Source organism: Chlorogloea sp. CCALA 695, from assembly GCF_003003885.1.
In the GTDB taxonomy this organism is placed as follows: domain Bacteria; phylum Cyanobacteriota; class Cyanobacteriia; order Cyanobacteriales; family Chroococcidiopsidaceae; genus Aliterella.
This window is the reverse complement of the sequence record NZ_PVWN01000005.1, coordinates 77,455-91,855: the sequence shown is the minus strand read 5'-3', so window position 1 is coordinate 91,855 and position 14,401 is coordinate 77,455. Positions and strand designations below refer to the sequence as shown.

The 14,401-nt window shown below is 43.8% G+C and carries 15 protein-coding genes; 8 read left to right on the top strand and 7 right to left on the bottom strand.

Annotation, left to right across the window (positions count from 1 at the left end; genetic code table 11):
- The first annotated feature begins 121 nt into the window (after positions 1–121).
- The 4 genes from C7B70_RS04510 to C7B70_RS04495 all read left to right on the top strand — a co-directional run bounded on the left by C7B70_RS04510 (position 122) and on the right by C7B70_RS04495 (position 5,214).
- A complete protein-coding gene (locus tag C7B70_RS04510) occupies positions 122–2,173 on the top strand; it encodes a DICT sensory domain-containing protein (RefSeq protein WP_106367878.1) in 2,052 nt (683 codons plus the stop codon).
- Between the two features lie 82 nt (positions 2,174–2,255).
- A complete protein-coding gene (locus tag C7B70_RS04505) occupies positions 2,256–2,720 on the top strand; it encodes a photosystem I reaction center subunit II PsaD (protein WP_106367877.1) in 465 nt (154 codons plus the stop codon).
- A 104-nt stretch (positions 2,721–2,824) separates the two neighbouring features.
- Complete coding sequence (trpE, locus tag C7B70_RS04500; RefSeq protein WP_106367876.1) at positions 2,825–4,342, top strand: anthranilate synthase component I; 1,518 nt, start codon at positions 2,825–2,827, stop codon at positions 4,340–4,342.
- Positions 4,339–5,214 (top strand): lysylphosphatidylglycerol synthase domain-containing protein, encoded by an 876-nt coding sequence (locus C7B70_RS04495; protein WP_106367875.1) that lies wholly within the window; start codon positions 4,339–4,341, stop codon positions 5,212–5,214. Before trpE ends, C7B70_RS04495 begins: the two co-directional genes overlap by 4 nt.
- A 127-nt stretch (positions 5,215–5,341) precedes the next feature.
- On the opposite strand, the gene C7B70_RS04490 is transcribed toward C7B70_RS04495, so the two are convergent.
- On the bottom strand, positions 5,342–6,235 hold the full coding sequence (locus C7B70_RS04490) for a DNA cytosine methyltransferase (protein WP_106367874.1): 894 nt from the start codon (positions 6,233–6,235) through the stop codon (positions 5,342–5,344).
- A 137-nt stretch (positions 6,236–6,372) separates the two neighbouring features.
- Here C7B70_RS04490 and C7B70_RS04485 point away from each other — a divergent pair, with 137 nt between their 5' ends.
- On the top strand, positions 6,373–6,606 hold the full coding sequence (locus C7B70_RS04485) for a helix-turn-helix domain-containing protein (protein ID WP_106367873.1): 234 nt from the start codon (positions 6,373–6,375) through the stop codon (positions 6,604–6,606).
- Complete coding sequence (locus C7B70_RS04480; protein ID WP_106367872.1) at positions 6,606–7,403, top strand: HNH endonuclease; 798 nt, start codon at positions 6,606–6,608, stop codon at positions 7,401–7,403. The genes C7B70_RS04485 and C7B70_RS04480 overlap by 1 nt, the downstream gene beginning before the upstream one ends.
- Positions 7,404–7,595: 192 nt before the next feature.
- On the opposite strand, the gene C7B70_RS04475 is transcribed toward C7B70_RS04480, so the two are convergent.
- The 5 genes from C7B70_RS04475 to C7B70_RS04455 all read right to left on the bottom strand — a co-directional run bounded on the left by C7B70_RS04475 (position 7,596) and on the right by C7B70_RS04455 (position 11,769).
- Positions 7,596–7,814: a type II toxin-antitoxin system HicB family antitoxin gene (locus tag C7B70_RS04475; protein WP_106367871.1), complete on the bottom strand. Its 219-nt coding sequence runs from the start codon at positions 7,812–7,814 to the stop codon at positions 7,596–7,598.
- Between the two features lie 53 nt (positions 7,815–7,867).
- Entirely contained in the window at positions 7,868–8,032 is a 165-nt protein-coding gene (locus C7B70_RS04470; protein WP_106367870.1) for a type II toxin-antitoxin system HicA family toxin, read from the bottom strand.
- Positions 8,033–8,199: 167 nt separating this feature from the next.
- Complete coding sequence (locus tag C7B70_RS04465; protein ID WP_106367869.1) at positions 8,200–8,823, bottom strand: heme-copper oxidase subunit III; 624 nt, start codon at positions 8,821–8,823, stop codon at positions 8,200–8,202.
- 79 nt (positions 8,824–8,902) lie between these two features.
- Entirely contained in the window at positions 8,903–10,645 is a 1,743-nt protein-coding gene (gene ctaD / locus C7B70_RS04460; protein ID WP_106367868.1) for a cytochrome c oxidase subunit I, read from the bottom strand.
- A 35-nt stretch (positions 10,646–10,680) separates the two neighbouring features.
- Positions 10,681–11,769: a cytochrome c oxidase subunit II gene (locus C7B70_RS04455; protein ID WP_106367867.1), complete on the bottom strand. Its 1,089-nt coding sequence runs from the start codon at positions 11,767–11,769 to the stop codon at positions 10,681–10,683.
- Between the two features lie 371 nt (positions 11,770–12,140).
- Between C7B70_RS04455 and C7B70_RS04450 the strand changes: the two genes are divergently transcribed.
- On the top strand, positions 12,141–13,088 hold the full coding sequence (locus C7B70_RS04450) for a heme A synthase (protein WP_106367866.1): 948 nt from the start codon (positions 12,141–12,143) through the stop codon (positions 13,086–13,088).
- Positions 13,089–13,131: 43 nt separating this feature from the next.
- Positions 13,132–14,073, top strand: a complete 942-nt coding sequence (locus C7B70_RS04445) for a heme o synthase (RefSeq protein WP_106367865.1) — start codon at positions 13,132–13,134, stop codon at positions 14,071–14,073.
- A 135-nt stretch (positions 14,074–14,208) separates the two neighbouring features.
- Here C7B70_RS04445 and C7B70_RS04440 read toward each other — a convergent pair whose 3' ends face one another.
- A complete protein-coding gene (locus C7B70_RS04440) occupies positions 14,209–14,400 on the bottom strand; it encodes a hypothetical protein (protein ID WP_106367864.1) in 192 nt (63 codons plus the stop codon).
- Position 14,401 lies beyond the last annotated feature (1 nt).

Here is a 14,401-nt window from a genome sequence, read left to right as displayed (position 1 = left end):
GTTCCAGCAACCGCCACAATTTCCAATTCCAGACAGCGACAACAAGCAAAGTAAGTTTTTTGCTCTACTTCTTGGCGCGGCAGGCAACGGGAAAGTAGTTAGACATAAAGAAAGACAAGCTATGAGCATTTCTACGGTTTCCATGTTGAGTGATCTGCTAAACGCCATACCCCAACTTCGATCTCAGCTTTATTTCAAGGCTTCTTTAACCGCGCTTTCTCACGCGATGGAAGATCAAGTATTAGCTGCTAATACTGAGCAACCTTTGCTAATTGCTAGTTTTCAACGGGAACGCTACTATCGCCAAGAAGCTCATCGTTACAAGCGAATTGCCCAAAGGACAGACCAAGTTTATGTACTATCAGCTTTAGAAACAGATTTCACTAATGCTTCGGGGTTTTATGAAACGATCGCCTTTGATTTAAAGGATGCTTTGAGTCAAGAGTGGCATTTGGTGATAATTGGGCAACAATACGCTACTTGCTTGGTATGTAGAGAGCGGTTTATGAATCTAAGTAAAAAGTCGCAAATGCCTAATACTTTTGACATCGACTCGTCGCGCCAATTTGAAGGGATATGGACAAGAGATCGCACTGTTAGTTTTAAAGCCGCAGAATTATTATTAACAAGAATCCTTGGCTACAGACCAGAATTAAGCGCCAAAATTGAGCAAGCACGAGAAAATTTTGGTTTAGCAAGTCCTAGCAAGCGTAAATCGCCAAAAAAGCCTAAAAAATTAGCGATCGCCCAAACTGCTCCAGAACTTGGCTTTTCAAACATCGATCCTGATCCATTTGTGCAGCGTTTGGTTACTTATTTGCAAGCAGGGCAATATAAACTATTAAAAGCTTACGGTGCGATCGCCGAGCAAGAACGCAAAGAGCGGCTCGTCAACTCAATTACAGCAGCTATTCGGCGCGGAAGTAACACAGGTCAACCTTTACACCCCCAAGAAATTCTCTTGGTAGCGGTGGAAGAATTAGGACAAGCGCTGTCGGTGTGTCGCTGCTTAATCTACCGAGCGGGAGCAACCGAAACCACCGCAACTATTACTAACGAGTTTTTAAAAGGGTCCGTATCATCGGTTGCTGGACAAGATTTACAACTGCAACAGCACCCTTTATTTCAAGAAGTAGTACAGCAACAAGAAAGTATTGCCATTACAGACACCCAAGCCGACGCTCGTATTACAAATTCTGTAGCGTTGCAAGCGCTTGTAACGCGCTTTAGTCTTCGTTCTTGGCTAATGGTTCCTGTACTGTACCAAAGGCGCTTTCTAGGCACAATAGAGTTGCATCATTGCGGCGAATTGCCTCACCCTTGGCAAGAAAATGAAGTGTCATTAATAGAAGAAGTTGCAACCCAAGTGGGAGCAGCACTAATTCAAGCCGAGGCTTATGCTAACTTAGAAGACCTCAATCAACAATTAGAAGCTCTAGATCGTACTCGTAGCAATTTAATCGCCATTACAGGTCACGAATTACGGACACCTTTATCGACAATTCAAGTTTGCCTCGAAAGCCTAGCCACCGAGCCAGATATGCCTGGGGAATTGCGCGAAATTATGCTTAGTACCGCTTTATCAGATTCCGAGCGGATGCGAAAACTGGTGCAAGACTTTTTAACTCTTTCCTCTTTAGAAAGCGGACAAGTACAATGGCATCCCGAATCGTTATCTTTAGAAGAATGCGTTACCCTAGCTTTGAGCCGGACTCGTAGCCGTGCTTTAATAGAAGATCGTCCCCAAATTACTACTCAAGTATCCGAGCAGTTGCCTTTAGTTAGAGCCGATGGCGATTGGCTAGTAGAAGTAATATCAAAGTTGCTTGATAATTCTAGTAAATTTACTCCCCCTCAAGGAAAAATTATTATTAATGCTGCTTGCCTAGACGATCGCACACTCGAAGTTACGGTGACAGATACCGGGCGAGGGATTGAACCTCAGCGCCTAGAACTTGTATTTGATCGTTTTTATCAAGAGGAAGCATCTTTGCGTCGTACAGTGGGCGGTACAGGGCTAGGACTTGCAATTTGTCGTCAAATTGTTAATGGTTGGGGCGGTCAAATTTGGGCAGAGTCAGAGGGAAAAGATCGCGGCAGTCAATTTCATTTTACAATTCCAATTGCGATCACACCGGTAGAGCCACGTAATTACAAAAAAGTGCAGAAGTGAACTGTTACAGTTCCTAACATAGTCGTAATAGATGGGCGATCGCAGTGATACGATGCCCTAAAACGGTTTGCGAGAGTAATTTATGACCGAAGAACTTTCTGGACAAACTCCGATATTTGGCGGCAGCACTGGCGGCTTGCTAACTAAAGCGGATAGAGAAGAAAAGTACGCTATCACCTGGACTAGCCCCAAAGAGCAAGTATTTGAAATGCCAACAGGTGGTTCAGCCATCATGCGGCAAGGCAAAAACCTTTTATACTTGGCTCGTAAGGAGTATGGAATTGCAATAGGTGGTCAGCAATTGCGGACAAAGTTCAAAATTACCGACTACAAAATCTACCGGATTTATCCTAGCGGCGAAGTGGAATACTTGCATCCCAAAGATGGCGTATTCCCTGAGAAAGTAAATCCAGGACGTGAAAAAGTCCGTTATGTAGACCGTAATATTGGCAGAAACCCCGATCCAGCCAAATTGAAGTTTAGCGGGATATATAACTATGACGTAGAATTACCAAAATCACCAGAAGCTAAAAAAGCTGGTTCCTAAAGCTTTTTGGTAAATACTTACATTGTTTAAATTAGTCTCGGTGGTTTAGTATTACCGAGGCTAATTTTTTTTATATTGGCTCTCTTTGCACTCAAAAAACCGTCATGATTTTCCCGGATTTTTCTCAATTTTCAGAACTAGCGACGCTGGGCAATTTTGTACCCGTTTATCAAGAATGGGTCGCTGACTTAGATACCCCGGTTTCGGCTTGGTATAAAGTTTGCGCGGAGCAGCCTTATAGTTTTTTGTTGGAATCGGTAGAAGGTGGGGAAAATATCGGGCGCTACAGTTTTTTAGGCTGCGATCCGTTGTGGATTTTAGAAAATAAAGGCGACTTCACGACCCAAACTCATAGAGATGGCTCTACTGAAACCTTTACGGGCGATCCGTTTGTAACTTTGACCCAATGTATCAAATCTTTTCACCCAGTTAAGTTACCCCAATTACCGCCCGGAATTGGCGGTTTGTTTGGCTTTTGGGGTTACGAGTTAATCCAATGGATGGAAAAGCGCGTTCCCATTCATCCGGCGACAGAAACCGATTTGCCGGATGGTTTATGGATGCAAATCGATCAATTACTGATTTTTGACCAGGTAAAGCGTAAAATTTGGGCAATTTCTTACGCAGATTTAAGAGATCCAACTGTTGATTTACAGCAGGCTTACGGGCAAGCAGCAAGTCGCGTTACAGCCTTAATTAGCAAGCTACAATCGCCCCTTGATAGTAAAAACACGGTTTTAGACTGGACTCCGCCGCAAAGTTCTTCTCAGCCTCTAGAATACACTAGCAACATTTCTCAAGCAGATTTTTGTGCGAATGTCCAAACTGCCAAAGACTACATTAAAGCTGGGGATATTTTTCAAGTTGTCTTATCTCAGCAACTAAAGGCACAGTATACGGGCGAAGCTTTTGCGCTTTATCGCTCCTTACGACTAATTAATCCTTCGCCTTACATGGCTTATTTTAATTTCCAATCTTGGCAAATTATCGGCTCTAGTCCTGAAGTGATGGTAAAAGCAGAAATCGACCCCATGGGAGGAACTTTAGCCACTTTGCGCCCGATTGCTGGTACTCGTCCGCGTGGCAAAACTCCCCAAGAAGATGCTTTGCTTGCTAAAGAATTGCTGCAAGATCCTAAAGAAATTGCCGAACACGTTATGTTAGTTGACTTAGGGCGCAATGACCTAGGTAGAGCCTGCATTTATGGAACAGTAAAAGTTGACGAATTAATGGTTATCGAGCGCTATTCTCACGTTATGCACATTGTTAGCAATGTTGTCGGACAATTAGCGCCTGATAAAACTGCGTGGGATTTACTTAAAGCTTGTTTTCCGGCGGGTACAGTGAGCGGCGCACCCAAAATTAGAGCCATGGAAATTATTAACGAACTTGAAACAAGTAGACGGGGTGTCTATTCGGGAGTTTACGGCTACTACGACTTTGAAGGACAGTTAAATAGCGCGATCGCAATACGGACTATGGTACTACGCGATCTCGCCGTCAGCGTCCAAGCAGGGGCAGGTATAGTAGCAGATTCCGACCCCCAAAAAGAGTATGTAGAAACCTTAAATAAAGCTAGAGGTTTAATAGACGCAATTCGCTGTCTTCAAAGCAATAAATGAAGCTGAAATTTTTAGTGCGATCGCTAATTTTAGGGGGGATGCTCTTTTTTCTAGCTAAAGCTCTTAAAGACAATTGGCAAGAAGTAGTACAAATCAAAATTAGCAATCAAGGCTGGGTTTACCTGGGTAGCGCTTTAGGAGTAACTTTACTGGCGCATATTTGGACGGGGTGGGTATGGAGTTGGATTTTTCAGACTCTCAATCAAAAAGTTAGCGGTTTTTGGGCAATCCGAGTTTACCTAAAAACAAATATTGCTAAATATATTCCCGGCAATATTTGGCATTATTACGGGCGGATACGTTTAGCAACGGATGCAAATATTCCCACCAGTATCGCTACTTTGAGCGTTTTGCTAGAACCACTTTTACTAGCCGCCGCCGCTTTACTTGTGGCTTTACTAGGAACATCGCAAAATAGATTGTTGCAAGTTTTTAGTTTAGCCGTAGTTGCGATCACTATTCATCCCCTAATTCTCAACCAAGGGCTTAAGCTCGTTAGCAAGCTCAAAAATAAAGGTAATGATGTCAAAAAGATCGAGCATTATCCTTTTTTACCCTTATTAGGCGAACTAGGTTTTTTAGGATTGCGCGGCGCGGGATTTGTGTTGACTTTTTGGGCGCTACATCCCGTAAATTTCAATCAAATTCCGATTTTAATTAGTAGTTTTAGCCTAGCTTGGCTGCTTGGCTTAGTTGTACCAGGAGCGCCGGGAGGAATTGGCGTATTTGAAGCCACAGCTACCGCTCTACTTGGATCTTTATTTTCTCCAGGACTTATTTTGAGTGTTGTTGCTTTGTACCGTCTAATTAGTATTTTGGCAGAAGTTGTAGGGGCGGGAAGGGTGTGGGTGTGGGATAAAGGCGTTCCTTAGATTGGGGTGTTGTGTGATCGCACTTCTTCCTAGAAAGTATTTACACTAACGACTAATATAAGCGGCGGCAGATAACCTTTGCATCTTCACCGAGATCTATCGACCGTCCGTTTCATCGACTTGTTAGCTAGCTGGCATCTGACATCATTTCAATTTCTAAGATTCGTCTTCCGATCCATTCGCTGATTGCAGGGACGACGGCGTTGCCAAGGAGTCTCCCTCTACGACCGTCCATCCGGGAGGAAAACCCATAAGCCTCTCCCACTCTGTCCACGTCAAGTTTCTCGCCACAGAGTATTGGTCTGTCTGAATGGCCTCCTTGATGTCCTCCAGTTTGGGCACGTAACGTGGGGCAGATGCTTTTTGCCATGGTATACCCGAAGCCACCGCGACGTTGTACCACAAGCGGATTGTCTCCGAGAGTGCCTTGACGAAAATCGGATCTAGCTTGCGTTTTGCTCGATTCTCTCGACGAAGTATCCCTAGACAATTCGCTACTGTCAGCAAAGAAGTGATAGGCACGTTCCGATCTAAAACTTGCGACAAAGAACACTCTGTCTCGATTGTGGGGTAAGCCCGAATGGATAGCGTTACACGATACCCATCCTCCCAAATACCCATTCTCTTCGAGCGTGTCGATAACTGTCTCAAGAGCGGTTCCTTGTTCTGCGGAGAGCACGCCGGGCACGTTTTCCATGACCAACCACGCTGGATGAATTTCTCTAACCAAATCCATAAACGCGAAGAAGAGACCACTTCGCTTTCCTGCAAGTCCTGTTCGATCCGTGTTGGCAGTGCTGAGGTCTTGGCAAGGCCATCCGGCACACCACAAGTCAGAGGCAGGGATAGTTGTTGGGTTGAGGGTCGTAATGTCTTCATGTAAGGGAATATGTGGCCAGTGGCGCTTAAGGATCTTTTGACAAAAAGGATCTATTTCACATTGAAACACGACGTTCATCCCTGCTCTTTCAAAGCCAAGATAAAAACCGCCAATGCCAGCGAAGAAGGAGGAGACACGCATATCAAAACTAGATATAGGGTCTAATGATGGAGCTAATCATAGGTGATTTCATTATTAAAAGCTAGTGTAGACGATTTTCGTCTACACGGCAAGCTTCTTTCTAGATAACATTTCGCTATGAGGTTGAGGCTTTAACCGTGGGAGAAAAGCAGAATATTAGTGGAGCAAGAATTCGTCAGGTCAGGCTGCAAAACAATTTAGACCAGGTTGAATTAGCGGCGGCTCTCAACGTTGATTATGGAATCAAGTTAGAACAGTCCGATATTTCAGAGATTGAGCGTCAAGTCAGATCTCTGAAAGATTATGAACTTGAGGCCATCTCAAAAGTGCTGGATATTGACCCCATCTGGTTACTACGAGGAGATAACTAATGGCAACTGAGCGGAAAAGCCGTGGGAGGCAAAAGTTTTTGTCCCTTGCACCTGTTAGTGAGCAGGACGTTCTAGGAAACATTATCCGAGAAGTCTGGCTTGAAGAAGTTTGCCAAGAATTTGTATGTCCCAGTGAAGCCAATAAGTCTTACTATCGAGTTCTTTTGGAAGAACTGTGGCCTGCAGGTCATGGTATTCCAGGACCTCGTGTAAAAGAGGATGAACTAAGAGAAGCGATTGAACGCTTTAGAAAAAATCAATACTCAGGCAGCAAACCCTATAAACCCTATGTAGACGTTTTTCGGCGTTTGCGAGAATTGCAAGGCGAGGAAGGCATCACTGGGATTGGCAGAGAAGGTAAAACATACCAACTCGTGAGCCTATCCTTGAGTGAAAAAAGAGTTCCACGAATTAAGCTTTCTGATACAGATTGGCTACAAATCCTGGAAACTTATCAGCATAGATGTCCAGTATGTAGCAGATCGGAGCCAGAAGTTCGATTTCAGCAGGATCATAAGGTGCCGCGTACCAGAGGTGGAGGGAACGAACTCAGTAATTGGCAACCTCTCTGTGATGAGTGCAACAATTTCAAAAGTACATCATGTCGTGGATGCCAGTTAGAGTGCGAGATATGCAGTTGGGCTTTTCCTGAACAGTTTGCTCCGCTGCGTCTATCTTCAGATAACATTTCTAGATTAAGACAGGTTGCAGCTAATACTAACTCCAATCCTCATGATCTGCTGAACCAAATAGTGACTCGCTTTTTCGTTAATCAAGCTAGTGAAACGGGAGAATAACATTATTTGGAAACTATACAGAAGTTTTCTGTGTATCTACCCTGTAAAGGGTATTATACGGAAAAATTCTTTAGTAGAGTTTGAAGTGTTCAGGCGATCGCTTTTCAAATAATCACAATTACAAAAACACTTTGCACTTCTCCTCTCAGCGCATTGCTAATTTTTCTATATTTATTAAATTAACTGCAACCATTAGGCAATCTGAAGTGTCCTAGGTTCAGGAACAGTTTTGCCTTCTGCTTGCCAAGCTTCCAGATACATTTCAATAATTTCTTCACCATTACGAATTGCCTCCTCACGATTTTTACCATGAGTACAAGGCATGACAACAAGATTGGCAAATTCTGGAATCGTAACTAGGAAAAGCCGATCTTCATCAGACCATTGAACAATCATGCTGTACCGATTCATAAATCCTCGTCCTCCCTTAATTCCAGTGCCGCAAGTAAATTTGCTATTTGTTTTTATAAGTAGAGTGGCACATCATCTCCATCTTTGCCAGAGATTGTCAGTGTTTTTCCTAGTAGAGGATGCTGCCAACGCTCATGGCTACCTTTGCCACGTTTGGGCAAGTAAATAAATCCTTCACGCGCAATCTGAGATTTTAACTCTCGAATCTTCCTGGGCATGGAGATTATATTAGCTTTCCATCTTATTTTCTCACTATACGGAAAAATTCGTTAATAGACCTTGAAGTATTCAAGCGATCGCCTTTAACCTAATAATTACTATAAAAAGTAATCGCGCATTTAAAAAAGCCTCCAGTTGGAGGCTTTTGTTATGGCTAGTAAAAAACTTAAAGCAAGTACAACAACCCAAACAAAATAATCCAAACTATGTCTACAAAGTGCCAGTAAATTTCGGCAGCTTCTACGCCAAAGTGCTTTTCGCTGCTGTAATGTCCAGCAGTGCGACTGCGCCACAATACGGCAACAATTGCTGTAACTCCGATAAATACGTGCAATCCGTGAAAACCTGTTAGCACGTAAAAGGCACTAGCAAACAAGTTTGTTGTTAAAGTAAATTCTAAATGGCTGTACTCGTAAAGTTGCCCAACTAAGAAAATTGCTCCCATAGCGGCGGTAATCGCCAACCATTTTTGCATTCCTTTAACGTCTTTTTTCTTCACCGCCACATCAGCATTGTGCATGACAAAGCTGCTAGAAATTAGCAAGACAGTGTTGACTCCGGGTAGCAACAATTCTAGCCGGGGTGTTCCTTCCGGTGGCCAACTAGGTAATACAGACCGAAAAGCTAGGTAAGCGCCAAACATTCCCAGAAAAATCATCCCTTCTGCGACTAAAAATACAATTAAGCCAAAAATGCGGTGGTCAGGATGTTCTTCATGATGACCTGCTACTTCCGCCGTAGGGTGATGGTTGAGCGCCGTCTTAGCTGGATCTATAGTTTGAGTTTGCATGAATCTTTTACAGAATAAAGTAATTAAGTCAAAAGCTAAAAGATGAGTTTTTAAGGAAACATCATCTTTTAGCCTTTATTTATTTGCGGTCTTCTGGATTTGCAGCAACAGAGGGGTCAGGCTCGGCTCGTAGTACGGAGGTTGGTCCCGCCGCTAAGACTGGCTCTCGCTCATCGGCTAACGGTACGTCTACGGCTTTTTTGTTATTCATACCGTAGTCGTAAGGGCCGGTTGCTAATACAGGCAATTTATCAAAATTTTCAATAGCCGGGGGTGAAGTTGTCATCCATTCCAAGGTTAAGGCTTCCCAAGGATTATCGCCAGCTTTTGGCCCGTAATGCCAACTCCAAATTGCATTGATTATGAAGGGGAAAGTCGAAATTGCCAGCAAGTACGCGCCCATTGTACAAATAAAGTTCAGCGTCTCGAACTTAGGATCGTACATGGCAATTCTGCGGTTCATGCCCATCATGCCTAATTTGTGCATCGGTAAAAAGGCAAGGTTAAGACCGACGATTGTTAGGGCAAAATGAACTTTACCCCAAAATTCGTTAATCATCCGCCCTGTTACCTTGGGAAACCAGTGGTAATAGCCCGAAAAGATGCCTAGTACACTACCGCCAAACAGTACATAGTGCAGGTGAGCTACTACAAAATAAGTATCGTGGACGTGGATATCAAACGGTACAGACGCTAACATTACGCCACTAATTCCACCAACTACAAAGGTTCCTACAAAACCCATTGCAAACAATAAAGCACTATTTAAGCGCAGTTTGCCGCCCCATAGAGTTGCTAACCAGCTAAATACTTTGATTCCTGTAGGTACGGCGATAACCATGGTTGTAATCATGAAAAACATCCGCAACCAGCCAGGGATACCGCTAGTAAACATATGGTGCGCCCAGACAATTAAGCCCAAAAAGCTAATTGCTAAACTAGAATAGGCGATCGCTTTGTAGCCAAATACGGGTTTACGCGCGTGTACTGGTATAACTTCAGAAATTACCCCAAAAAATGGCAAAATCATGATGTAAACGGCGGGGTGAGAGTAGAACCAAAACATATGTTGGTATACTACCGGGTCGCCGCCACCAGTCGGGTTAAAAAACATCGTCCCCGCCAGCAAGTCAAAGGCTAACAAGATTAAAGCGCCTGCTAGTACCGGAGTTGACACCAAAACTAAGGCAGAAGTAGAAAACATTGCCCAACAAAATAAGGGCATTTGAAACACTCCCATTCCTGGTGTCCGCATTTTCAGCAAAGTAACTAGGAAGTTTAACGCGCCCAAAATTGAGGATGTCCCCAATAGTAGCAAGCTCATAATCCAGATGCCTTCGCCTACTTGTCCTGTTACTAGGCTCAAAGGTGGGTAAGAAGTCCAACCCGCGTCGGGCGCATCGCCAATAGCTAAACTCGCCATTAGCAATAATCCCGCCGGAGGAATCATCCAAAAAGCTACAGCGTTTAACTTTGGAAATGCCATATCTCTAGCCCCAATCATGAGCGGGATCAAGTAGTTGGCAAATCCTGCTCCCGCCGGAACAATCCACAGAAAAATCATTACTGTGGCGTGGAGTGTAAACAAGCTGTTGTACACTTCGGCGCTGACAAAATCAAGGTCTGGAGTTTTTAGTTCGGTGCGAACTAAATCCGCCAAAACTCCACCAATACAGTAAAAAACAAACGTTGTAACAATGTACTGAATGCCAATTACTTTGTGGTCGGTATTGAAGGTAAAGAAAACGCGCCAATTTCTATTAGCGGGATCGTCGTTATGAGCGGGGATATTAGCTCTTTCTTGTAACTGTGCTTGAGTCATAGAAATTAGGGAAAGAGATTTAGGGCAAATTTTTCTTAATGGTGATGGCTAGAAACTTGGTTTAGCATCTGGGAATTGATACCCAAGTCGCTAGTATAAGGTGCTAGAAAGTCGTTGGGTGATTTGTCTGTAGGACTAAGCGCGATCGCACTATTCAATGTATCAGCTTGGGCTACTTGTTGCTCTTGTACCCACTGATCAAAAGCTTGTTGCGGTTCTACAATTACTTTTGTATTCATTGCACCATGATAGGGGCCGCATAATTCCGCACAAATTAAAGGATAAGTGCCTTCAGTCCGGGGAGTAAAACGAACGGTGGTTTGACGACCGGGGATCACATCTTGCTTTAAACGAAATTCTGGAACCCAAAACGCATGAATTACATCGTTGGCGGTCATGTTGGCGACTACTTGTCGCCCTGTTGGTACGTGCAGTTCGCTAGCAACAATTCCCGTATCAGGATAAGTAAAAATCCAAGCGTATTGCATCGCAGTAATGTTTACTGCAAATTCTGGTGAGTTACCTTCTGCATTCTTGCTTGCGCCAAGAGTTGGCGAAACAATCCCTAAACCTGGGGCATCATTTTTTTGGGGAATTTGGTCAGCATTGCGGACAGCCGCCGTTGCTGGGTCTTGCATCGCCGCGTCAGACTTTTGCTGATTGAGGTTCGGCGCTTGAGCAATATTGCTGTCGCTCAAAGTTGCTGCGATCGCACTTCCGGGCATTTTCACCGCTTGAGGCGGATTCGCTCCGTGCATATCGTGAGGATCGAACCCACCAATAGAGTTGTAAACATCAAAACTATAAATTGAAATTCCTAGCACAACAATTGCTGGTATAGCCGTCCAGAGAATTTCTAAAGGTACGTTGCCAAATACTGGTGCTGCGTCGGTGTTGTCACCCTGACGATGGCGAAACTTAAACGCTGAATAAATTAAAATGCCTTCCACTAGCAAAAATAGCCCGATGGATACCGTCATCATCGTATTAAACAAACCGTCTACCAGTACAGCTTCATCGGTGGCAGCAACTGGCAGTAGTCCATGATTTTGACCGTACCAAAGGCTGAATAAGGTCAGTACGATACCGATTAGTAAAGTCCAAATAGAACCTGGGATTTTCACGGGTCTGTTTATGTTTATGAATTTATTACTATTTCTAGTCTTACTCACCTACCACGTTAATGCAGCTAATCGGCTTAATGAGTTAGTTACAATACTTTCTCCTGATTTTCTTTAGGATCGCTGCTCTTTTTTTTTACCCTTCCTACTAACTCTTGCTTTGAGCTATTGTTAAGAAACGTAAATATTGTAATGTTTACCTAGGTAAACATCAAATAAAAAAATCCCCAATAGTTGTAAAGAAAAGCTTTGGAGTTAGTCTAAGCCGGAATAAATTTTTCTGTCTAAAGACTATGCGCTAGGGTGGAAGAAAGCCAGCACTCACAAGAACGTAAACTTTAATGGCTTATACAGATGGGCATAAGGTATCGTCCATGACAGAATTTATTGTTCCGCAAACCAGCGCTAAGGCGCAGAAACATTCAGCGCCTCAAGATCGAATTCGGCGCTGGGTATGGAAACTGTGTATTGCTACTCTAATTTTGATGGCAATTGGTAGCACTACCCGCGTGATGAATGCAGGTTTGGCTTGTCCTGATTGGCCGTTGTGTTACGGTACGCTCGTACCAAGAGCGCAAATGAATCTGCAAGTATTTTTAGAGTGGTTTCATCGCTTAGATGCGGCGCTAATTGGAGTTGGCGCGCTTTCTTTAAGCGTTATTTGTTGGTGGAATCGCCGTCAATTACCCGGTTGGCTACCTTGGGCGGCTACTTTTGCTTTAGGTTTAATTATGTTTCAAGGCGTACTCGGTGGCTTAACAGTTACGCAATTACTACGTTTTGATATCGTAACGGCTCATCTAGGCACGGCATTATTATTTTTTAGCACCCTGTTAGTTATGGGTACGGCGCTGACTCCGTATCAGGGAACAGGAACGGCGGGTAAATTGCCTTGGCTGGGCTTAACGGCGGCGATTTTGGTGTATTTGCAAAGCTTGCTTGGCGCGTTGGTTGCGTCGCGGTGGGCGCTGCATCAGTGTTTGACAGTTAAAGCTTTATGCAGTGTTATGTACAGTCATATCGGCTTTGTAGTATTGCCTAGTTTGGCAATTATTGCTGTAGTGTGGATGTCTTGGCGGACTCCGGCTTTGCACCCCACTTTACGGCTGTTGGCTAATATGACGGGTGGGTTATTACTATTGCAAATTTTGTTAGGGATTGCTACCTTGCGCTTACACCTGCAAATAGAGCCGCTTACTGTAGCTCATCAAGCTGTAGGAGCAGCATTACTAGGCTCTCTTGTTATTTTTACAGTTTTGGGATGGCGCGATAGCGCTAGTGCGCCCATAACCGGGCTTCGCGCTTTTTTAGCAGCACGCTAATTTAGATATTTGTTGTTTCAATGATTAAGGATTGAGTGTAAGCATGATCGGGACTAGCATTTCTCGCCGCCATGAAAATTTTGCCGAAGTTGTTCGCAGTTACTACCAGTTGACAAAGCCGAGAATTATCCCGCTATTGTTAATTACGACCGCTAGTAGTATGTGGATTGCAAGCTCTGGACAAGTAGATCCTCTATTGCTGTTAGTAACTCTTAGTGGTGGTACATTAGCTGCGGCGGCAGCCCAAACAATTAATTGCATTTACGATCGCGATATTGATTATGCTATGGAACGTACTCGCCATCGTCCTTTGCCATCAGGTAAAGTACAGCCGCGCGATGCGTTGATATTTGCAATCGCTCTTACCATTCTCTCTTTCACTCTATTAACCGTCTTTGCTAACTTGCTGAGCGCTTTATTAGCGATGTCTGGCATCGTCTTCTATGTGGCTATTTACACCCATTTGCTCAAACGCCATACCAGCCAAAACATTGTTATTGGTGGCGCTGCGGGGGCAATACCAGCACTGGTAGGTTGGGCGGCGGTTACAGGCACATTGAGTTGGGCGGCTTGGGTAATATTTGCGATCGTGTTTTTGTGGACTCCGCCCCATTTCTGGGCGCTGGCTTTAATGATTCGCGATGACTATGCCAAAGTGGGCGTACCAATGCTTCCTGTAGTTGCGGGTAATGAAGCTACTACTAAGCAAATTTGGCTTTATACCTTAGTTCTCATCCCTTCTACGTTTTTGCTTATCTACCCCTTAAATGTTTCTGGGATAGTTTACGGCGCTTTGGCGGCACTTTTGGCAACTATTTTTATCAAAAAAGCTTGGGCGCTTGGGCGTGAACCAGATAGTAAAGAATTAGCTAGAAGTTTGTTTTTTTACTCAATTATCTACATGATGGCTCTTTGCGCGGCGATGATTGTTGACTCATTACCTTTTACTCGAACCATAGTTAACGCTGTAGCAACGGGTTTGTAAGTAGAGATGCGATCGCGCTTTTAATTTAGAAGTGCGATCGCTTAATCAAAATGTAACTTTCAAATATTGGGGAGCAAAAACTATTTTAGTTCAGCTTTGACCGTAGCTATTAAACTTGGGAAATCCCAATAACCTCTACAAGGACGGCTTCAAAGATTTGTTATGCAACTGACCGCGAGACTTGAGCGGCGCTGAAATCATCTGTCTGCCGTTATTCGCTTGCTTTTTCCGCAGATCATCGCAAATTGCCTGCAAATCATAGTTAAAAAACTTGGCGTGTTCTTCTCGAATTATGTAAATTTCCTCAAGAACTTCATCTTTCCACATA